Raw genomic sequence first — 23,021 nt, 5'->3', positions numbered from 1 at the left:
TGCTTCGTTTGTTTATGCTTCTTTTTGTCACTGGTCGATTAAAATGTTTAAGAACAGCTTTGCGGTTAATAAAAAAAATTATAAACTTGCAGTAGATAAATAAAAATAATTCTAATACGTTTAGCGGTGGATATATTTCGGAAGAACATAGAGGAGGTTAGTAACGAGAGTAGACAATATGCTCAAAAGAGAAAGATTGTTGCTTTGCTCAATAAGTCGGAAAAACCGCTTACTATCCCCGGTATCTGCAAAAAGGTAAAGTTAAGTGTTCCTACCGGAACAAAGCTAATCAATGAATTAATTCATGACAATATAATCATTGAGTTCGGGAAAAAGGAAACTGATAATGGTCGACGTCCTTCTTTATATAAAGTGGATCCGGAAATTGCCTACTGCATTGGAACGGTCGTCTTGTTAAAAGGAATTTCGTTTGTCGTGTATAACCTGGAGATGAAAGAGGTTTTTTCGATGCATGATGAAAATTTTGTACTTGAAAATACGGAGAGTTGTCTGGAGAATGTTGTCCGTTTTATCCAGGATGCTATTGTTAAATCGGGGATTGATAGCAGCCGGGTTTTAGGAATGGGAATGGGAATTACCGGACGGGTGAATTCAAGAACCGGTTACTCTTACAATTACTTCAACTTTTTAGATGGCTCTTTAATTGATTTCTTTTCCAAAAAGCTTGCTTTTCCGGTCCATGTTGACAATGATACCCACGTACTTGGTTTGGCGGAGCAGTATTTTGGTGAAGCCAAAAATATAAAGAATGCTTTTGTGTTGAACCTGAGCCGTGGAATGGGACTGGCAATTATTGCTAACGAAGAACTCGTTGTTGGAGAACAAGGATTTGCCGGTGAAATGGGACATATTCAATTTGCCGAATCAGATAAATTGTGTTTGTGTGGAAAACGAGGCTGCTTGGGAACCGAAGTTTCCGGTTATGCGATGGAGCAAAGCTTTCAACAACAAATTGAGGCTGGCGAAACCTCCCTATTGTTAGCCGAGAAGCAAGTAGAACAGATAAAATATAAGGATATATTGACAGCTGCAACCGAAGGCGATTCTCTTTCAATTTCATTAACGCACAATATTGGATTTATACTGGGGAAAGCCATGGGGAACATGATTAACCTGCTGAATCCCGGGGTTATAATTATCAGTGGCGAGTTCGTCTCTGCTAAAGACATCCTGGTTGACTCCATCAAGTCGGGAATGACTCATACCAGCTTGCAGTTGCCCTTACGTTCCTGTGAATTAATTTTTTCCTCGATTGGATCTGATGCCGCATCGAAAGGAGCCGCGGCCATTGTGTTCCGATCGTTACAATTGATATAACCTATAAGAAAGAAATTACTAACGACTAAAACGAATTAACGATGGAATAAACAAGATGTGATGAAAAAAAACAAAAAAGCCTGCCACAAGGCTTGAAGCGCAAGGGACAGGCTTGAAGTAAGCATAATCTCAAAATAAAATTACTTCATTTTTTTATAAAAAACTAATTGGTTGATTAGTTGTTCCTTGCAGGTCAGAAGATTTAACTCTAAGAACAAAGCGTTTAGCCTTCTCCGGGTTAGTCTAAGTTTAACTAAAGTTTAATGTTGGAGATGCTGTGTTTTGTTTTGAAAAAGCAAGCGAGCTGACGATAAAGCTTGTTTCTTGGTCTTTAATATGCCCGTTTCTAAAGTTAGAAAGAGAAAAGGAAGGTGTATTGCAGTGTGTGCTGAATCTATTTGCTAAAAGGCAGGCACCGTAGCTAAGCTTTATTTATTTAATAGATAACTAATCAAATTTTTATTCAATATGAGAAAATACATTGTATACCTGTCGGTATTGATCGTATTATCTTTTTTTACCAATTGTAAAGAAGATAAGTTGTATATAACGGATGAGCCGGGATATACGTTTGAAACCGTTGAGACGACAGAGTTGGAAAACGGGTGTAAATTGTTGCATATTCAGGAAGAAAAAACGCCCTGGAATATCTATGCAATCGAGATTGATTTAACAAATCCTAAAAACCAGATTGAGTTAGCCATGGCTAATGATTTGGCTGCCTGGGGAACAGTTGCCAATAGAGAAACATTGGCCAGTATCGTGGAACGGAAAGAAGCCAACGGTAAAGAAGTGGTTGCTGGAATTAACGGTGACTTTTTTGAAATGGAGTTTGGTAAACAGTTTGTTACTACCGTTCATGATGGCAAAATAGGGAGTACAGGTATTACCGGACAGCCTCATGCTGCTTTAATGGTAGATACTCAGGGAGTCCCTTATATCGGGCTTGCAGACCTTCAAAGCAAGTTGATCATTGGAGCCAGCGAACGGGCAATTAATTCCTATAATGGAACTCGTTGGGCTGATAATCTGGTGGTTTACAACGGAAAGATGAAAGATGGCAACAATCAGTCTGGAGCTAACCCATGGGGTGCAGAAGTGCTGATTGAAGCTGTTAATAAAACTGCAGACTATGTGAATGGTACTTTTGAGTATAAGGTACTGGAAGTGGATAATGTTATGGATAATGTGCGTGTTACCATGACTGATCCAGAGAATCAGTTAATCCTTTCGGGGCACGGTGCTGCTCGTGAGTATATTATGAATTTGACAGTCGGTGAAACCGTGAAAATTCAAAATACTTATGCAGGGATAGATAATGAAATTAAGATTGCTGAAGTAGCTGGCGGATGGGGACACATTGTAAAAGAAGGAATGAATAATTCCATTCAGGCTATTCAGGTTGAAGGTACAATGGTTCATGAAAAACAGCGTCATCCCAGATCTTGCATTGGTTACAACAAAGACAAGACTAAATTCTATATGGTTGCAATCGAAGGGCGTTCTGACCTGAGTAAAGGAATGAGCTTGGATGAAATCGCTTATTTCATGGCGAAAAAATTTGAGGTGTGGGATGCACTGAATCTCGACGGAGGTGGCTCTTCAACCTTAATGTATGGAGCCGAAACGGCCAATACTTTAAGTGATGGTGCTCAGCGGGCAACAACGAATTCGATTATTGTTTTGAGCAAGTAACTATATCCTAAATATCAAGCTGCAGGTCAGCAGCAAATAAGTAAATATTATTGTTATGAAAAAAGTACATACCGTGCGTTATTGGTTGACGTATGTCGAAAAAATAATACCCTTACGATTTCTAACCACAATGTTACTGTTGGTTTGTCTTAGCTCATTTGCAGGCTATGCTCAGGCCGACGGATTGAAGGTATCCGGTAAAGTTACAGACTCGGGCAAAGAACCGTTGCCGGGGGTAAGCGTTTCGGTTAAAGGTACCTATGAAGGAACCGTCACCGATCCTGATGGAGCTTATTCAATCAATGGTCTTTCAGAAGAGGACGTACTCGTTTTTTCTTTTATCGGTACCAAAACGGTAGAAATTACAGTAGGAAGCCAAAAAGTAATCAATGTTAAGCTGGAAAGCGATTACGTGAATCTGGAAGAAGTTGTCGCTATTGGGTATGGTTCTACTAAAAAGGAAAACCTGACAGGTGCAATCACCACTGTTTCTGCAGAAGTGATGGAGAACCGACCAGTAACAAGTGTGACTCAGGCGCTTCAGGGCGTTGTTCCCGGTCTTGTAGTTTCCAGAAGTGCTGCAGGAGGAAAACCCGGGGTTGACTTACTGATGAACATTCGTGGTGCTGGTAGCCCTTATATTTTGATTGATGGTGTTGAAGGATCTATTTCAAATCTTAACCCTGCTGATGTTGAAACCATGACGGTTTTAAAAGATGCTGCCTCTGCTGCTATTTATGGAGCAAAAGCGGCTTATGGCGTCGTTTTGATTACGACAAAAGGTGGAAAAAAAGGCGTACGAGTAAATTACTCAAACAACTATTCATTTTCGGCACCAATCAAACTTCCAGAGCAGGCCAACTCTTATGCTTATGCACAATACTTTAACGCGGCATCTGTTAATGGAGGTGGATTGCCTTTAGTTTCGGTTGAAACGCTGGAACGGATAAAGCGCTATATCAATGAAGGCGATATTCCAGGAACCATTCCTAACCCGATGGATCCAACGAAATGGGCCAATACCGAGTATGCGAATGCAAACACCGATTGGTTCGATTTTCACTTCAAAGACTGGGCTTTACAGGAAACACATAACATAAGTGTTAGCGGAGCTTCTGATAAAACAGAGTATTACATATCAGGAAGTAACCTGAATCAAGAGGGAATCATTACGTTTGGTGATGATACTTTTGAAAAGCAAACCATCAGCTCCAAAATTAAAACAGAACTATACGACTGGTTATCGGCAAGCAGTAATATGCGTTATACATCACGTTTGGTTGATATGCCTACTTTCCTGAACCAGAATATTAACATGTTGCACCGTATTTCGCAGTCGCGCTGGCCTTCTAACCCAATCAAAGATCCTAACGGGCATTACATGCGTGTGTCGGATGTGGCTGAAATTGAACAAGGAGGACGGACAATTGACAAGAATACTGGTTACATGATGACCATTGGGTTAGAAATTGAGCCCATTAAAGGCTGGGTGACAGAAGTTGCTTATGACTGGAACAACACGACTTGGGAACAGCAGTATTCGGTGAATCCTACTTTTACCTATTATGGTGTAGGCGAAAAAGAGTTTCAATACGGGAATATTGAAGACAGCCGCTATTATACACATACTGGTGTAACGGATTACAAATCTCCTAAGATTTACTCAACTTATACGAAATCAATTAACGACCATAATTTCAAGATTATGGGTGGTTTCCAACAGTCAAAGATGATCTACAGCAATCACAATGTTGGTCGTAAAATCTTGCAAACCCCTCTGCTGCCTGCTATAAGCACAGCTACTGGCGAAATATTTGGTGGTGAAAGTAAAGGACATTATGCAACTCGCAGTTACTTTGGTCGCTTTAACTACAACTACAAAGAAAAATACCTATTGGAAGTGAACTGGCGGGCTGATGGTAGTTCGTATTTCCAAAAAGGAAAACGATGGGGTTCTTTCCCTTCTTTCTCCGCCGGATATAACCTGGCCAAAGAGGATTTCATGGAAGATCATCTTTACTATGTTAGTCAGTTGAAATTCAGAGGTTCTTATGGCTCGTTGGGTAACCAAACGGCATCGCCTTATGCTTACCTGGAGTCCTATCGTATTAACAGTAATTACCCTTGGTTAATGGAAGGGGGCAATAAACCGAACGTGGTTTATATGCCAGCTGTTCCTAGTCCCGACCTGACTTGGGAGACGGTATCGATGTTGACATTTGGTTTTGATGGTGCATTTCTGAATAACCGTTTGACGGCGACTTTCGACTGGTATAAAAGAGACCGGAAAGACTTGTTGGGGCCAGCTGATACGCCTCCTGCTACTTATGGAGGGAACGTACCTTTGTTAAACAATGTTGACATTGAAACCAAAGGTTTTGAAGTTTCTTTGGGATGGCAAAATAACATTGGCGATTTTTCCTACTTTGTCAAAGGAACACTGACCAACTACAAGAGCGTTTACAAGAAATACAATAACCCTACTGGCTATCTATGGACCAACTATGTAGGTAAAGAAGTCGGAACAATTTGGGGATACACTTCAAACAAATTATTCCAAACCGAGGAAGAAGTTAATAACGCCCCTGATCTTTCTCAAATCAGCAATGATCGATGGTTTCCAGGCGATGTGAAATACGAGGATATTAACAATGATGGTGAAGTTTCTCCCGGAGCATCAACGCTGGATGATCATGGTGACTTATCAATTATTGGTAACTGGGTACCTAAGTTTCAGTATGGCTTATCTGCAGGCTTCAACTGGCGTAACTTCGATTTTTCTATGTTTTGGCAGGGAGTTGGCGAAAAAGATGCTTGGCTTAATGGTAACTTCTTCTTCGGATCAGCAAACTCACGCTGGCAAACCACAGCGTTTAAGCAACACCTGGATTACTGGACTAAAGACAATCCGGATGCATACTACCCCAGACCTTACTTGACTCAGGCAGGAGTGGATAAAAACCAACGCGTATCAACCCGCTATTTGCAAGATGCTTCTTATTTACGATTAAAGAATGCGCAAATTGGCTATTCATTGCCTGATGAGATGCTTGAGAAATTCTGGCTGAAGAAAATTAATGTTTATGTATCGGGTGAAAACTTGTTAACATTCACCAAGCTTAGCGACATCTTTGATCCGGAAGCTTTAGGTGCTATCAATAGTGGTACTGCCGGAAAAACGTATCCTATACAAAGAACATTCTCTGTAGGTGTGAATTTAACGTTCTAGCCTTCATGTATGAGAAAGAGGGGATTGCTGGATGAGAACAAGGATGCAGTCCGGCAGTTTCTCTTTCAAACTCAAGTTTAAGATATACATTGAATAAATTACAAACAAATGAGAAATTTTAAAATATTAGTCCTATTGGCAGCTATCATGACGGGATTTGTTTCCTGTGATAATGACTACCTGGATCTATATCCTACCGATAGATTCACCAAAAATCAATTCTGGAAATCGGCCAGTGATTTAGAACTTTATTGTAATCAGTATTATTCAGGAGGAAGCTTTTATATTCATGGTGGATGGAGTACTTCTTTCTATGGCGAAAACAACAGTGATAACTTGGTGCCAGAAATTCCAAGAACTCGCTTGAATGGAACAGGAACACTCCCAACAACCGGAGGAGGCTGGGGATGGGGTGCTATCCGTAATGTAAACTATTTCCTGGCAAACTATCATACTGCCGAAGGAGTACAGGCTGATATTGACCAGTATGTTGGAGAAGCATATTTCTTTAAGGCTTACTACTATTTTACCTTGTTGAAAAGTTTTGGAGACTTGCCATGGTTTAATGAAGTACACGGACCTCGCGACGAAGCCTTGTATCAGCCAAGAATGCCACGAAACCAAGTGACTGATTCAATTGTAGCTACGATTGACCGCGCTATTGCCTTGTTAAAACCGAAAGGTGAAGCTGCCGAGTTTCGTATCAATCGTGAAATTGCTTTGTTGATCAAGTCTCGAATCTGCTTGTACGAAGGAACTTGGGAGAAATACCACAGTGGCACTCCGTTTGGTGTAGCGGGAAGCGATGGCTCGAAGTTTTTACGTCTGGCAAAAGAAGCTGCAGAGGAATTAATCGATGGACAAAAGTATAGCTTGTATAATTCGGGTAATCCCAACCAGTCTTACTGGAAGTTGTTTAACCAGACCGACCTGAGTGGTAACCCGGAAGTGATGTTATGGAAAAAATTTGATCTTGCTCAGGGAATATCTCATAACCTGCAACGTATGCTTCCCTGGCGTGGTGATGGAACTGGTATCTCCTTGTCTCTTGTTGAGTCGTACCTGAAGAAAGATGGTACGCTAGCTCTGAACACAGACTACTCTTCTTTGACTACGGTTGCTGCAGATCGGGATCCTCGTTTAGCTCAAACAATTCTGCTTCCGGGTGATGTGCTGACTAATGTGGGTTACGAAACGACTGTACAACGGGTATTTACCACTCCTTTTATCGATCAATCAGGAGCCTACCGCAATACAACCGGATTCATGCTTTATAAAGGAATTGATCCGAATCCTGCTCAGCAAAAGAACCAGGAAGGTATTGGTATTACAGCATCTGTTATTTTCAGATATGCTGAAGCCTTGTTGAATTATGCTGAAGCTTGTGCCGAATTAGGCGAGTTAACTCAGGCAGCTGCTGATAAATCCATAAACCAGCTTAGAAACCGGGTGGGGATGGCAAATCTTGATGTAAGTAACGTGCCTTCTGATCCAAATAATGACATGGGAGTGTCTGACCTGATTTACGAAGTACGTCGCGAGCGTCGTGTGGAGTTGGCTTTCGAAAACTTCAGATTTGAAGATTTAATGCGCTGGCGTGCGCACAAAAATTTGGTGGGAAAACGATTCAAAGGAATGAAATATTATGGTTCTGATCTTGAAAATTCGTTTACAGGCTTCTACCCCTTAGTGGATGAAAATGGCTTTCTGGATCCGTACCAGGAGTCTTTACCTCAGGGATTTGGTTTCGATCCAAATCGCGATTACCTGATGCCAATCCCAACACAGGAAATTACGATCAACCCGGATCTGACGCAAAACCCCGGGTGGGAATAATGATAAATTAGAAGTACTTAGGGATGACCCATCCTTAAGTACTTTCTTTATAAAGACACTGCTTGTTTGGTTTTTAGAAAAAAGGTTAAGAAAAGATTGAATTTGTTTATCGAAAATAATTTAGCAATGAAGCATTACTTATTATTCGGAGTGTTTTGCATGTTATGTTTAATGGGGTGTCAATCGAAAACATCCTGGCTGGATTCTTCTCTGGAGACTGCTATCCATCATGAAGAAGGAACAAGGCAACTAACTTCAGTAGACCCCGAAAATGAAGATTTCCCGGGAGGGCGGGGCTCGCATCACCTCGTGGCCTATACCAATGCTTATGGAGAAAAAACAGGAACGAATGAATGGGGAAGTGAAGCTGTTATTCAACATGGACGCGTGATGAGTATTGGCGGAAATAATTCTGTTATTCCAACAGATGGCTTGGTGCTTTCGGGCAATGAAAGTGCAAGCCGATGGATAAATCAAGCCCTGAATGTTGGGATGGAAATTGAATTGGAAGGCGATGTAGTTCATTATGCCACAACCGAGAACACCTACATTTATCAGGCGCGTGAATTGTATAAAAAAACCTTGCAGCGTGTTGAAATTGGCAAGATGACCAATGAGCAGGCTATTGAGCAGTTTAGTGAAAAGGTGCAAGCCGATTTTGAAGCCTTTGAAAAAGCGAAGCAAGAGCAAGATGTTGATTTCGTTCTTGTTCATGGAAAGCAGTTGCTGGAAAGAGCAAAGAAATTGTATTACAACTCATTTGAGCCACGCGAGAATGAGTTCCGGGGCGTTTGGGTTCGCTTAGTTGATAAAACCCCCGATGAGTTGAAAGCGACCATCAAACGCATGGCTGATGCCGGTATCAATGCCATATTGCCCGAAACAATCTACGATGGCTATGCCATCTATCCCGATGCCCATGCTTTACTGCCTCAGCTTCCTCAGTTTGAAGGCTGGGATCCGATGCAGGTTATGATGGAAGAATGTGCAAAATACGACATGCAGGTTATTCCCTGGTGTGAAATGTTTTTTGTTGGAGGCGCCAACTCTCCGTTGGTAAAAAAGAAACCAGAATGGGTAGGAAAATTCAGACATGGAGAAATTTTTGCAGAACTGGAGCCCGGATTCCATTATTTCTGCCCTTCACGTCCTGAAGTGGCCGACTTTCTGCTGAAAACAGTAGATACCATGTTGGAAAGATATGCGATTAAGGAAGTTCAGTTAGACTATATCCGCTATTCACTGAGTGAGCCTTGGGAGAAAGGATTCTGCTATTGTGATTACTGTCGCAAACAAGTGCGCAAGCAGCTGAAATTCGACATTATGGCCATTTCTCCAGAGAACAAAAAGGAATGGGAACAATGGAATGACTACCGCATAAATAATGTTACGGGTTTTGTAAAACAGGTGAATGATCTTCTGCAGACAAAACATACCGAAGTGAAACTCTCCGTTGACGTGGTACCCAACCCAATTGAAAGTACAAAATTGAAATTCCAGAATTGGGGATCATGGGTGAAGAATGACCAGGTGGATGCCGTTTATATTATGAGTTACGCCATTGACAACGAGGTGGTGAGAAGCGAAACGCAGAGCTTAATGGAAATTGTTGCAGGAACTGAGGTTCGCTCGATTGTGGGCTTGGGACCCTACCTTGGTTTTACACCTGAAACCTTACTGGAGCAAATTGAAGTTTCAAGAGAAGGCGGGGCCGATGGCGTATGTTTGTTTTCATTCAACGGACTGAGTGAGCAACAGCTTGAAGCACTGAAGGATGGTCCATTCCGTAAGCTTTAATTGAGAGGAAAGAGTCTTTTGAGGCAGTAAATTTTAGAGAAAAATAAAATGACTACTGGAAATATATTCTATAAATCGCTTCTGATGTTCAGCCTTTGGCTGGGAAGCTGGTGTTTCGCAGGCGGTGCTTCCGTTTATGCGAATGAAAAAAAGCAGGATAAGCCCATCTACATGTGGCTGGACTGTGAGGCTAATTTCGAACGCTTAAGCTATCCTGATTCGGTGGATTTCTACCTGGAAAAGGTGAAGCAAGTCGGATTTACAGACCTGGTGGTTGATGTAAAATCCATCATGGGGGAGACCTTATTCAAAAGCGAGTATGCGCCTTATATGAATGAGTGGAAAGGAACGGTTCGTCCCGATAAGTACGACATGGTCAAAGTCATTCTGAAAAAGGCTCGCAAACATAAGCTTGGGGTTTATGCTTCGCTAAATGTATTTAGCGGGGGGCATAACTTTTTTGATCGGGGAATTATCTATGGCGACCATGCCGACTGGCAATCGATTAACTACTGGGTGGATGGTTTGCGACCGATTTCTGAAATGAAATGGAATTATAACGGGATGCTAAATCCGGCACTGCCTGAAGTTCAGGAATGCCAGCTCAATATAATTCGTGAGTTTGTAAAAATGTATCCATCCGTCAAAGGGATCATCCTGGATCGGATGCGCTACGATGGAATTACTTCCGACTTCAGTCCGCAGTCTAAAGCCATGTTTGAAGACTACGCTGGAATTAAAGTCGAAAAATTCCCCGAAGACATTATCTACTGGGTAACAGATGAAAACGGAGCCGATGTATGGAAGCGTGGTAGGCACTTCAACCAATGGATTGAGTGGCGTGCGACGATTATTCATGATTTTTGTGCCGATGCCAGAAAAACGGTCAAAGACATCGATTCAAATATCGATTTCGGAATTTATGCCGGTGCCTGGTATCCGGTTTATTACGAGTTGGGTGTAAACTGGGCCAGTAAAAAGTACAACCAATCTGTGAAGTATGATTGGGCGACAAAAAACTACCGCAACACCGGTTATGCCGAATTGCTCGATTTGTTTGTGGGCGGGCTCTATTTTAAGGAAGTGACCATTGAAGAAGTGGAAAAGATGAATGAAGAGATGATGGCTAACCGAACCGAGGCAGCCATGGGCAAGGGGCGTGAATATTGGTATTCGGTGGAAGGTTGTGCTGATATGGCTAATGAGCTGATTCAGGGAGCGACTCCTTTTTGCGGAAGTATCTATGTTGATCAATATGAAGGGGACAAAGAACAATTTGCTCGTGCATTGAAAATGGCCTTAGACAAATCGGATGGCTTGATGCTTTTTGATATTGTACACATCATCGATCGCGATTGGTGGGATGTCCTTAACGAAGCTTTAACCCAATAGAGGCAGCGCGATGAGTAGAAGTATTATACGCCTGCTTTGGGCTTTGTTTGTGGGGTGTGTTTGCATACTCTCAGCGTGTAAGGATCAGAATGAAGTGATTCCTGAGCCTGAACCAGACCGCCCCGCTGCCGCCAAGCCTAAGTATTTATGGTTTGACGCTTCTGCTATTTTTCAACGTTTCAGCCATATCGATTCCATTCAGTATTACCTCGATAAATGCCTTGAAATTGGAATAACCGATTTGGTTGTTGATGTGCGTCCGGTGAGTGGTGATGTACTTTATGCGAGTGATATTGTTGAGCAGTTGGTTGATTGGAAGGGATATCACCGTGAAACGGACTGGGATTATCTGGATGTATTTATCCGGGAAGGTCACCAGCGAAACTTACGCGTGCATGCTTCCATTAATGTTTTTTCAGGTGGGCACAACTATTTTGATGCAGGCGTTGTTTATCGCGATCCTGCATTTGCTGAACTGACCACCTTGTTGAATAAGCCGGAGGGTTTGGTTGACATTAAAACGCAAAAGTCGCAGTATGCTGCGTTTTTTAATCCGGCCAACCCCAAAGTGCAGGACTATTGCATAAGCATTATTGAAGAGTTGGTTACGGGATATGAGCTGGATGGCATTATCCTCGATCGTTGTCGGTTTGATGGTCTCGATAGTGATTTCAGTCCCTTCTCGCGTCAGCTATTTGAAACGTATATCGGGCAAACTCTTGCTCGCTTTCCGGCTGATATTTTTCGCTGGAAAAAACTGAATAACGGAGATTGGGGCAGAGAGGCTGGTCCGTTTTATCCTCAGTGGTTGGAGTGGCGAGCCAAATTGATTCATGACTTTTTTGCCTTGGCCCGTGAGCGGGTAAAAAAACTGAAGCCGGAAATAGACTTTGGTACTTATACGGGAGCCTGGTACCCTTCTTATTTTGAATTTGGTGTAAACTGGGCCAGTAAAAAGTACAACCCTCAAGAAGATGATTACACCAACTGGATGTTTACCGGCAACTATAAAAATTTCGGTTATGCTGATCTGCTTGATACTTACATGACCGGCGTGTATTATAACCAGGTATATGGACCGGGTTGGTACACGATTGAAGGAGGACTTTGGAAAGCAAAGGTCTTAACCAAAAAAGAGGTGCCGGTAATCGGAAGTTTGTATGCCGACTTGTATCAAACGAATGGCAGTGATTTGATTGATGCCGTTGAACTTTGTCTGACACTGTCTGACGGATTGATGATTTTTGATATCGTTCAGGTGATTGAGTATGATTTGTGGGATGAGATCAGAAAAGGAATAGCGAAGGCAAGCGTAGAGGGTTGAGTAACATCTCCTTTTTGGCAGGTCGCCGTTAAAAGAGTGGAAGTATAGAAATGAAAATGGATTAATTATGAACTGGAAATTAAAAATAGCATCAATTCTGATCAGTTTTTTTCTGTTTTCCCTTTCGGGAAGCGCAAGTGATGATGATCGGATTGTAAAAGGAAAAGTTTCAGCTGCCGGAAAAGGCTTGGCAGGTGTGGTGGTTACTGATGGGGAGAACACGGTAATAACCAATAAAAAAGGAAATTACACGCTCCGGGTATCCGAGGCGAGTAGCTTTGTGTATATTTCTTCGCCATCCGGGTACACGGTTCCTGTCGTAAATTCAGTACCGCAATTTTTTCAGCCGGTTTCTTTCAGTGAAAAAATGAAAGCTGTTGATTTCCAGTTGCAAGAAATGGCTGTTGATGATAGTAAGCATGGCTTTGTGGTTTGGGCTGATCCGCAGCTTAAGACTAGTGAAGAAGCGTTACTGGCAAAAGAAGTAGCACTGGATTTACAAGAATTACTGGACGACTATGCACCGCGCCCTTTTCATGGCTTGGGATCCGGTGATATTGTTGGTGATATTCCTGCTTTGTACGACAGCATAAAAAGCCTGTTGGCACCCACGGAAATTCCTTTTTACCAGTCCATGGGGAATCATGATATGTATTTCACCAAGCGCTCGAACAAAGATGCTGAGCAGACTTTTGAGAAGTATTTTGGGCCCGCTTATTATTCATTTAATCGTGGGGAAATCCATTACGTGGTATTAAATGATATTTTCTACCTGGGGCGCGATTATTTCTACATCGGGTATCTAACGGAAAAACAACTGGCGTGGCTGGAAAAAGATATGGCGCATGTTGACGAAGGAACTACCGTGGTGGTCAATCTTCATATTCCAACAACCTTAAATGAGCAGGATTTGAAACAATTTTCATATTCAACCATATCGCAGTCGGTTGCTAATAAGCACGCCTTATACGAAATTCTGGAGCCATATCAAGGACATATTATTTCCGGGCACATCCATCAAAATAGCAATACTATCATTTCTCCATGCTTGATCGAGCACAATGTGTCGGCCGTTTGCGGTGCCTGGTGGCAGGGGCCTTATGCTGTGGATGGAACCCCAAAAGGCTATGCTGTTTTTGAAGCGAATGGGTCGGAACTGAGTTGGTATTTTAAGAGTTCTGGCTACGACAAGAACTACCAATTTCGTGCTTATTCATTGGGAGCTAACCCCGAGCAGCCTGATTTTGTGACCGCGAATGTATGGAACTACGATCCGGAGTGGAAAGTGTATTGGTACGAAGATGCCCAGCGAATGGGCGAAATGGATGCCTACAGCGGCAAAGATCCGGAAACAGCTAAAGTATATAGCGATAAGGATAAACTTGCTTATAAGTGGGTTGATGCCCGAAAAAACAACCATATGTTCCGGGCGAAACCTCTGGATTCATCAGCAAAAATAACGGTTGAAGTGGTCGATCGTTTTGGTAATAGCTATAAACAAGATTTGGAATAACGAATAATAGGATGGAGGACGCTTTGCCTGCGTGGATGGATCATGCATGGTGACTGGATTCTAGTATTCAAAAAGCAAATAATCTATCGGGTTTAAAACGAAGATTGAAGTTGAGTGTAATAGCCTGATTAGAATATACGAACGACTAATAATTGAAAGAATGAAATTTGAACTAATTGACATAGCGATCATTGTCAGCTACATTATCCTGAGCATTTTTATTGGCTTTTGGATTTCTCGAAAAGCCAATAAAAATCTTCAGAACTATTTTTTGGGAGGTAATCAGCTTAAATGGTATTACCTGGGGCTTTCCAATGGATCAGGTATGTTTGATATTTCCGGGACAGCCTGGACGGTGACCATCTTTTTTGTGTATGGGGTGAAGAGTATCTGGATTCCCTGGCTTTGGCCGGTGTGGAATCAGATCTTTATTATGGTGTTTATGTCCATCTGGTTGCGCCGATCGAATGTGATGACCGGAGCCGAATGGATTATCACGCGCTTCGGAAACGATAAAGGTGGAAAACTGTCGCACATCATTGTGGTTGTTTTTGCCATCATTAGTGCTATTGGATTTATCGCCTATTTCTTTGTGGGCATTGGAAAGTTTGCCGTAACCATTTTTCCTTGGGATTTGGCAATCAATATTGGTTCAGTTCACCTCATTTCTGAATATGTGTATGCCACAATCCTACTTTCGTTAACCACGCTTTATGTGATTAAAGGGGGAATGTACAGTGTGGTAGCTACGGAAGTAATGCAGTTTTTTGTGATGACCATTGCCTGCGTGGCCGTTGCCTGGTTTGCCATGGTTAATGTAACGCCCGAGCAAATTAATGCGGCTGTTCCCAATGGCTGGTTTGATATTATGCCCTCGTGGAACACCGGTTTGGACTGGTCTGGTATTTTCGATCAGGTGAATGATAAAATAGCGGAAGATGGCTTTGGCATGTTAGGTGCTCTGGTGATGATGATGTTCTTTAAAGGGATTTTCTCCAGTATGGCCGGTCCGGTTCCGGGCTACGATATGCAGCGGGTGCTTTCGACTCAAACTCCGCGCGACGCGGCAAAAATGAGTGGTTTGACTTCATTGGTGCTTTATCCTCCACGTTATTTGATGGTGGCTGGTTTAGGGATACTGGGACTGACACTGGTTGTACCCATGATGAAAGCCAGCGCAGGAGAAGTCGATTTTGAGAAAATCTTACCATTCGTCATCAATAATTTATTACCTGTTGGCCTGAAAGGTTTAATTCTTGCCGGACTATTAGCTGCTTTTATGTCTACCTTTTCGGCTTTCGTTAATTCGGCCCCGGCTTATATTGTCAACGATTTATACAAGAAGTACATTAACCCAAATGCTTCCAATAAAAAATACATCCGCATCAGTTACATTGCATCTATCGGCATTGTGGTAGTTGGCATTATTTTCGGGTTTTTCTCAGCGTCCATCAATTCGCTTACCTTGTGGATTACCTCATCGCTTTATGGTGGCTATGTGGCGGCCAACGTGCTGAAATGGGTGTGGTGGCGCTTCAACGGTTACGGGTATTTTTGGGGCATGGTTGGTGGTTTGCTGGCTTCAACTATCAAGTTTCTTTTCTTCCCCAATACACCGGATATTTACCTGTTCCCTCTCATTTTATTGGTGGCTTCAACCGGAAGTATACTTGGGTGTTTGCTCACTAAGCCGGTGGACGATGAAACCCTGATAGAGTTTTACAAGAATGTTCGACCGTGGGGATGGTGGGGAGCAGTGCATGAAAAAGCGCAAAAGGTTTATCCCAACCTGACTAAGAATAAAGATTTGGCGCGTGATAGCTTCAATGTTCTGATTGGTATCATTTGGCAGATGACACTCATCGTTGCTCCAATTTATTTAGTGATCAGACACTACAATGGCTTGTTTATCGCCTTGGGCGTATTTGTTGTTACGTCTGTGGTGCTGAAGTTTAACTGGTTGGATAAGATTAAGGATTATGAAGAAATCTAAGAACAATAGAGTTTTTATTCAGCTGGTTGCTTGCCCCAATCAGAGCAGCTTTATGTTCTCCAATAAATTGGCGGCACCAAATACGCAGCTTTGCTGTCAACGAGGTATTATGGAATACGGAAAATGACTGTAAGAAATTAAGAATATTAAAGACATAAAAATATAGGAATGAAGATTAAAGGAACTTTTTTGGACGAAATCAGTCATGATATTCCACACCAGAATTGGGGCAGAAAGGAATGGGATCTGGATTTTGCCTATATGAAGCAGGTTGGCATCAACGCGGTAATTCTAATTCGTAGCGGGTATCGTAAATGGCTGACTTATCCTTCTAAAATATTGATGGAGCAGGAGAGGGCCTATCAACCATCGGTTGATCTCGTGCAAATGTTTCTGGAATTAAGCCATAAGCATGGCATGGATTTTTATTTCGGCTTATACGATTCCGGACGGTACTGGGTGAATGGCGATTTTCAGTCGGAACTGGATTTAAATAAAGCCCTGATTGATGAGGTATGGGCCAAATACGGTCATATGCCAGCTTTTAAAGGCTGGTATATCTCGCAGGAATGCAGTCGTAAAACCGGATCGATCATTAAAATGTATTCCGGGCTGGGAGATCATTGCAAAGCGGTTTCAGGTCAGCTTACCACGCTTATTTCACCTTACATTGATGGCATAAAAAACATCAGCCAGTATCAGGCCAAAACAAGCCGTTCCGAAGGCGTGAGCCTGAAACGTCATGAAGAGGATTGGAGCGAGATTTTTGATGGTATTAAGGATGCGGTGGACATTGTTGCTTTTCAAGATGGTCATATTGAATTTGATGAGCTGGATGATTTTCTGCAAATCAATAAACAAATGGCTGATAAGTGTGGCATTCGGAGCTGGACCAATTCAGAGACGTTTGATCGCGATATGCCCATTAAGTTTTTACCCATCAAATGGGAAAAGCTTTTGATGAAACTGAAAGCAGCCGAACGCGCCGGTATGGAGCAAGCCATCACCTTTGAGTTTTCGCACTTTATGAGTCCGCAGTCGGCTTACTTGCAGGCCGGACATTTGTATAACCGCTATCAGGAATACCTGGATCAATTAAAGTAATGGCTGACGCAATGGAAAAAATAGATTTTAAACGATTAGCTGAAGAATATGAAAAGGAACTGCTTGAGAATGTCGTTCCCTTTTGGTTGAATTGTTCACAGGACAAAGAATACGGCGGATTTTTTACTTGCCTCGATCGTGAAGGAAAAGTGTTTGATACCGATAAGTTTATTTGGTTGCAGGGACGCGAGGTCTGGCTGTTTTCGATGTTGTACAACCAGGTGGAGCAAAAGCAGGAATGGCTGGATGCGGCCATTCAAGGAGCTGAGTTCCTTAAAAAATACGGGCATGACGGAAATTTGAACTGGTACTTTTCGCTTACGAAGGAGGGAAAACCCTTGGTTGAGCCCTACAATATCTTTTCGTACACCTTTGCCAGTATGGCTTTTGGTCAGCTAAGCAAAGCCACCGGAAACGAGGAGTATGCCGATATTGCTAAAAAAACCTTTGAGCTTGTTCTGGCTAAAACGAGCAATCCCAAAGGGCAGTGGAATAAGGCCTATCCGGGTACCCGAAACCTGAAAAACTTTGCGTTGCCCATGATTTTGTGCAACCTGGCCTTGGAAATTGAGCACTTGTTGGATAAAGATTTTCTGAAAGAAACGATGGAAACCTGCATTCATGAAGTGATGGAAGTGTTCTTTCGGCCGGAGCTTGGGCTTGTCGTTGAAAATCTGAATACGGATGAAACGTTGTCGGATACGTTTGACGGACGCTTGCTTAACCCGGGACACGCCATTGAGGCCATGTGGTTTATTATGGACTTGGGCGTTCGATTGGAACGTCCGGATTTAATCACGAAAGCCAATGAGATTGCCATTCAGATGGTTGAATATGGCTGGGATGAGGAGCATGGTGGTATTTTCTATTTCATGGATCGCCTGGGACATCCAACACAGCAGCTGGAATGGGATCAAAAGCTTTGGTGGGTTCATATTGAAACTTTAATTACCATGCTGAAGGGCTACCAATTGACTGGTTCTGCGAAAAGTTTGGAATGGTTTCAAAAAGTGCACAATTATACCTGGTCGCATTTTAAAGATGAAGAACATGCCGAGTGGTTTGGTTACCTGAATCGTCAAGGCGAGGTGTTGCTTCCGCTGAAGGGTGGAAAGTGGAAAGGGTGTTTCCATGTGCCACGCGGACTTTACCAGTGCTGGCAAACCCTGGAGAAAATTAATGATTCAGTGAAATGAAAAAAGTGTATTTGTTAAAAATATGTTTGCTGCTTGTCGTTGTGGCTTGGTGCTCTTCCAGCACTTGGGGATCCGACAAAACGACGTTTTTTGCGGCCGATAGCCCGGAGTTTCAATACATGGGGCGGGTGGCTATTGATGAAGGAGAAGCAACTTACAACTGGCCCGGAGTAACGGTTGCCGTCGATTTTTCAGGAAAATTGCTTGGCATCCGCCTGCACGGTGGCGAGCGCAATTATTTCAACGTTTGGGTTGACGATTATCCGGAGCAGGTAGTACATGCCGAAAGCGATACGGTTTGGTGGTTTCCGGAACGTCTTTCGCGAGGACAGCACCAATTAAGGCTGGTTAAGCGTACCGAAGCGGATATGGGGACGGCTGTGTTTTATGGGCTGCACCTTGGAGAAAAGGAGAACTTAATTCAACCGGCTGCTTTGCCAGAACGGAAACTTCTGTTCATCGGAAACTCCATCACCTGTGGCTATGGAACCGAAGGGGGAAATCGTACGGAACGTTTTAAGCCGTCAACCGAAAATTGCGAAAAATCGTATGCGCCGATTATGGCACGTGCGTTTAACGCACAGTATCATCTCATTTCTCACTCGGGCTTGGGAATGGTACGTAATTATGGTGATCCGGAAAAGATTTCGGTAAAACTGAGGCCCATGCCGGCACGCTTGGATTACCTGTTGGACAATGATTCAACAAGGCGTTATGATCTGAATAATTACCAGCCTGATGCGGTTGTCGTTAATCTTGGAACCAACGATTTTTCCACTCAGCCATTTCCGGATGAAGCCGATTTTGTAGAAGCAGGAAAAGCGCTGGTGCATCAACTGCTGGCGGCTTATCCTGGAGTGAAGATTTTCTGTATTACAGGACCTATGATGGATGAACCTGCCTTTACCTACACCAAGAGGATGGTGCATGAGGTGCGGGTGGAAACCAATTCGGGGGATGTGGTCTTCTTGGGGGTGCCTCGACAGCTATTGAATCCGGAAACGGATTTAGGTTCCGATTCGCATCCGTCCTACCGAGGACAGTTAAAAACAGCGGGCTTGATATTGCCTGTAATGGGAACGGTATTGAATTGGGATTTTTCCATGGACGAGATGTTGCCGGTTTTAAAGAGTCATTGAGCTGAGGCAGGAGGCTGCCTTTTTTTGAACACGTTTAGAAGAGCTAAAAGAAATAACTGAAGATAAATCAGCAAGAAAATAGGGCCCGGTTTTGACCATCTTATTTGCTAAAACAAAATTGATATGAAAAGACGTAGTTTTATTGGGTTGCTCGGAGCAACAGGAGGCTTGCTGGCTAATGCTCCGCTGATCGCAAGTCCTGCTGGGAGACCGGTTCAATCGGCAAAACGCAATAGACGGAAAGCTGAAAAAGAGATGAAAGCAGACCTAGTGATTGCAGGTGGCGGAATAGGTGGTTGTGCATGTGCTTTGGGTGCTTTGCGCAACGGACTTTCAGTAATTATGACCGAAGAAACCGACTGGATTGGAGGACAAATAACGCAGCAAGGCGTACCGCTGGATGAACACCGCTGGATTGAAACCCACGGGGCGACTCAGCTGTTTCGTGAGTTCCGGAAGGCATTAAGACAATATTATAAGCGCAATTATCCGTTGACGGAGGCGGCAGCCGCAAAAGAGAACCTGAACCCTGGTGATGGTGCCGTTTCTCGTTTGTGTGTTGAGCCGAAGGTTGCACTCGCCGTGCTCAATGGCATGTTTGCTCCTTACATTAGTTCGGGGCAGTTAACCCTTTTACTGGAGCATAAAGCAACTGCAGCCGATGTAGTCGGTAATCAGGTGAAAGGTCTGGAGGTTGTGAATAGCCGAAGTGGCGAAGCGATTGTGCTTACAGCACCTTATTTTGCTGATGCTACTGAAATGGGGGATTTACTACCGCTGACCGGGACGGAATATGTAACCGGAACCGAATCGAAAAAGGAAACTGGAGAGTTGCATGCGCCGGAAGTAGGTGATCCTGAAAACGAACAAGCTTTTACCTTGTGCTTTGCATTGGACTACTGTCCGGGTGAAAATCATGTCATTGATAAACCTGAAAGCTATGATTTCTGGCGTTCTTATGTTCCTGATATTAGTCCAGCCTGGCCAGGTCGCTTGCTTGATCTGACCTACTCAACGCCATCAACATTGAAACCCCGAACGCTAGGTTTTCATCCTGAAGGTGGACGCACGGGGGATGTGATGAACTTGTGGAACTACCGAAAAATTATTAATCGTCATAATTTCACTCCGGGTTTTTACGCCGGTGATATGACTGTGGTTAACTGGCCTCAGAATGATTACCTGTTAGGGCGTTTGGTTGATGTTAGCGAGAAAGAATTTCAGAAACATGTGGAGGGAGCCCGCCAACTGAATTTGTCGTTGGTTTACTGGTTGCAAACCGAAGTGGAGCGGCCCGATGGAGGTGCCGGCTGGCCCGGAATTCGTTTGCGTAAGGATGTGATGGGAACCGATGATGGTATGGCTAAATATCCTTATATCCGCGAAGGACGGAGAATTGAAGCTTTATTTACAGTGCTAGAAGAGCATGTGGGCGTTGAAAATCGAACCTTGGTTAAAGGAAAAGAAGCAGCGTCTACCTGTGAGAGTTTCTATGATAGTATTGGTGTGGGCTCGTATTACCTGGATCTGCATCCTTCGACCAAGGGTGACAACTACATCGATCTGCCGTCGTTGCCGTTTGAAGTTCCACTGGGTTCTTTAATTCCCAAACGGATGGAGAATCTGATTCCAGCTAGTAAAAATATCGGAACAACGCATATTACCAACGGTTGTTACAGGCTTCATCCGGTAGAGTGGAACATTGGCGAAGTGGTGGGCATGTTGGTTCATTTTGTGTCGAAAAAGCGGGTTAAACCACGCGAGGTGCGCAAAAATAAAGAACTGTTAGCCGATTTTCAGCAATTCATCCAGAGTCAGGGTGTAGAAATTAGATGGCCGGTATAGCTTAACCCTTCAAAATTGAAACCATAAAACGAATAATCATGAGAAAAATGATCAACAAAAGCATATTGCTCTTGCTTGCATTGACAGCGGCTTGTAGCCCTTCAGCCCAACAGGGGAAGTTAGTAAAAGCTGGCTGGGAAGTGGGGGTTCAGAGTTACACCTTTCATAAATTCACTTTCAAAGAGGCGGTTGATAAAGTGAATCAACTGGGGCTGGGCGCTATTGAAGTGTACTTTGGTCAGCCTCTAGGGAAAGGCATGGAAGGCTCGATGGACTTTCGGATGGATAAGAAAACCCAACATCAAGTGTTGGAATATGCCCGATCGAAAGAGGTGGAAATTGTAGCCTGCGGCGTGGTTATTTGCAAAGACGAGGCCGAGTGGAAACAGCTATTCGAGTTTGCCAATCAGATGGGGATTAAACTAATTACCAGCGAACCCGAGTACAAACACCTGAAATATGTTGATCAGCTGGCGAATCAGTTCGAGATTGACGTGGCGATTCATAATCATCCGAAGCCTTCCAATTACTGGAATCCGGACTTATTCCTGGAGGCGGTTGATGGCTTGAGCAATCGCATTGGAGCTTGTGCTGATGTGGGCCATTGGAAACGCATGGGTGTTGATCCGGTAGAAGGACTGAAAAAATATGAAGGACGCCTGAAAGTGCTTCACTTTAAGGATATCAAAGAAAAGGAAGGAGGCGACGCCGAGCAACACGATGTGATTTGGGGAACCGGTATTCTAGACATGAACGGCATGCTGGTTGAACTGAAAAGACAAGGTTTCGAAGGCTTGTTTTCCATTGAATACGAGCATAACTGGGAGAATTCAGTACCGGATATTCAGCAAAACATCAGCTATTTCAACGAGCTGGCTCAGCAAGTGCTGTAAAAAATACATAGAGCTTCAGGTGATCGACAGCTGAAGCTTTAAAAATACTCATTAGTCGAGTTTTGAATAGTCAGGCTGCTTCGGGATTATCGGACGATAATTTTGGAGCAGCTTTTTTTATGCCGATTTGGTTGTGTCCGCCCCTAAGCAATTTCAGCTGGCTCAATGTGGTGTAGCCGGAACTTGGCTTGAAGGCTTTTATTGGGGCAGTTGGTTAAAGCAGGGAACTTCATCCAGCTTGTTGTCCCAGTTGGCCTTACTGTCCATGAAAATATGCCCTTGTGGAGCAATGGGCACCTTCGTGTCAAGACAGCCTGCCGGAACAACCAATAGCGAGCCGTTTTGCTGAATATTGGGAAGCGCTGACCCGCAAGTAGGGCAGAAGCTTTTGGCGTGTCTGGTTGAGTTTAAACGAAAGGTTTTGACTTTATTTTCTCCTGCTAGCCAGCTTAGCTTTGCTATGGTGGAAAATAAATTAGCGGCATGGGCTGAGCCGGTGTCTTTTTGACAACGTTTGCAATGGCAAAGAAAGAAATGCTCAAGATCTCCTTCAATTTCGAAAGTAATATTGCCACAAAGGCAAGAACCGGTGTGTTTCATCGAAATATCCATTATTGATTTTTTATATTTTGCTTGTTCTCTATGTGGGAACATATTGATCTTGATAAATATAAAAAACTAAGAGTAAAGAAAGAGCTCAAGAGCGTTAAAAAATGGAGTGGAAATA

Annotated in this window: 15 protein-coding genes; 14 read left to right on the top strand and 1 reads right to left on the bottom strand. The window is 43.2% G+C overall.

The features are described 5' to 3' along the window. The first annotated feature begins 126 nt into the window (after positions 1-126). The 14 genes from ACUNWA_RS08220 to ACUNWA_RS08155 all read left to right on the top strand — a co-directional run bounded on the left by ACUNWA_RS08220 (position 127) and on the right by ACUNWA_RS08155 (position 22,294). Positions 127-1,338: an ROK family protein gene (locus ACUNWA_RS08220; protein ID WP_445591413.1), complete on the top strand. Its 1,212-nt coding sequence runs from the start codon at positions 127-129 to the stop codon at positions 1,336-1,338. Positions 1,339-1,806: 468 nt separating this feature from the next. Then, positions 1,807-3,033: a phosphodiester glycosidase family protein gene (locus ACUNWA_RS08215; RefSeq protein ID WP_445591412.1), complete on the top strand. Its 1,227-nt coding sequence runs from the start codon at positions 1,807-1,809 to the stop codon at positions 3,031-3,033. A 55-nt stretch (positions 3,034-3,088) separates the two neighbouring features. Beyond that, a complete protein-coding gene (locus ACUNWA_RS08210) occupies positions 3,089-6,262 on the top strand; it encodes a SusC/RagA family TonB-linked outer membrane protein (RefSeq protein ID WP_445591411.1) in 3,174 nt (1,057 codons plus the stop codon). Positions 6,263-6,370: 108 nt separating this feature from the next. Then, complete coding sequence (locus tag ACUNWA_RS08205) at positions 6,371-8,098, top strand: RagB/SusD family nutrient uptake outer membrane protein (protein WP_445591410.1); 1,728 nt, start codon at positions 6,371-6,373, stop codon at positions 8,096-8,098. Positions 8,099-8,224: 126 nt separating this feature from the next. Then, positions 8,225-9,895 (top strand): glycoside hydrolase family 10 protein, encoded by a 1,671-nt coding sequence (locus ACUNWA_RS08200; RefSeq protein WP_445591409.1) that lies wholly within the window; start codon positions 8,225-8,227, stop codon positions 9,893-9,895. Positions 9,896-9,943: 48 nt separating this feature from the next. Continuing rightward, the gene (locus ACUNWA_RS08195) at positions 9,944-11,287 is read left to right on the top strand and encodes an alpha amylase family protein (protein ID WP_445591408.1); all 1,344 of its coding nucleotides are present in this window, start codon (positions 9,944-9,946) and stop codon (positions 11,285-11,287) included. 10 nt (positions 11,288-11,297) lie between these two features. Next, on the top strand, positions 11,298-12,611 hold the full coding sequence (locus ACUNWA_RS08190; RefSeq protein ID WP_445591407.1) for an alpha amylase family protein: 1,314 nt from the start codon (positions 11,298-11,300) through the stop codon (positions 12,609-12,611). Positions 12,612-12,678: 67 nt separating this feature from the next. Then, on the top strand, positions 12,679-14,124 hold the full coding sequence (locus ACUNWA_RS08185) for a calcineurin-like phosphoesterase C-terminal domain-containing protein (protein WP_445591406.1): 1,446 nt from the start codon (positions 12,679-12,681) through the stop codon (positions 14,122-14,124). A 160-nt stretch (positions 14,125-14,284) separates the two neighbouring features. Next, a complete protein-coding gene (locus ACUNWA_RS08180; RefSeq protein WP_445591405.1) occupies positions 14,285-16,117 on the top strand; it encodes a sodium:solute symporter family protein in 1,833 nt (610 codons plus the stop codon). A gap of 168 nt (positions 16,118-16,285) precedes the next feature. After that, positions 16,286-17,221 (top strand): DUF4434 domain-containing protein, encoded by a 936-nt coding sequence (locus ACUNWA_RS08175; RefSeq protein WP_445591404.1) that lies wholly within the window; start codon positions 16,286-16,288, stop codon positions 17,219-17,221. Positions 17,222-17,232: 11 nt separating this feature from the next. After that, positions 17,233-18,417: an AGE family epimerase/isomerase gene (locus tag ACUNWA_RS08170; RefSeq protein ID WP_445591403.1), complete on the top strand. Its 1,185-nt coding sequence runs from the start codon at positions 17,233-17,235 to the stop codon at positions 18,415-18,417. After that, positions 18,414-19,556, top strand: coding sequence for a GDSL-type esterase/lipase family protein (locus ACUNWA_RS08165; protein ID WP_445591402.1), 1,143 nt, complete (start codon positions 18,414-18,416; stop codon positions 19,554-19,556). Before ACUNWA_RS08170 ends, ACUNWA_RS08165 begins: the two co-directional genes overlap by 4 nt. A gap of 123 nt (positions 19,557-19,679) precedes the next feature. Next, positions 19,680-21,401, top strand: a complete 1,722-nt coding sequence (locus tag ACUNWA_RS08160) for an FAD-dependent oxidoreductase (protein ID WP_445591401.1) — start codon at positions 19,680-19,682, stop codon at positions 21,399-21,401. Positions 21,402-21,439: 38 nt separating this feature from the next. Beyond that, complete coding sequence (locus ACUNWA_RS08155; protein WP_445591400.1) at positions 21,440-22,294, top strand: sugar phosphate isomerase/epimerase family protein; 855 nt, start codon at positions 21,440-21,442, stop codon at positions 22,292-22,294. A gap of 198 nt (positions 22,295-22,492) precedes the next feature. Here ACUNWA_RS08155 and ACUNWA_RS08150 read toward each other — a convergent pair whose 3' ends face one another. Next, a complete protein-coding gene (locus ACUNWA_RS08150; RefSeq protein WP_445591399.1) occupies positions 22,493-22,906 on the bottom strand; it encodes a GFA family protein in 414 nt (137 codons plus the stop codon). Positions 22,907-23,021: the final 115 nt, after the last annotated feature.

Source organism: Sunxiuqinia sp. sy24, from assembly GCF_052677165.1.
Note: the sequence above shows the minus strand (reverse complement) of the source record. Positions and strands in the feature narration are given on the sequence as shown.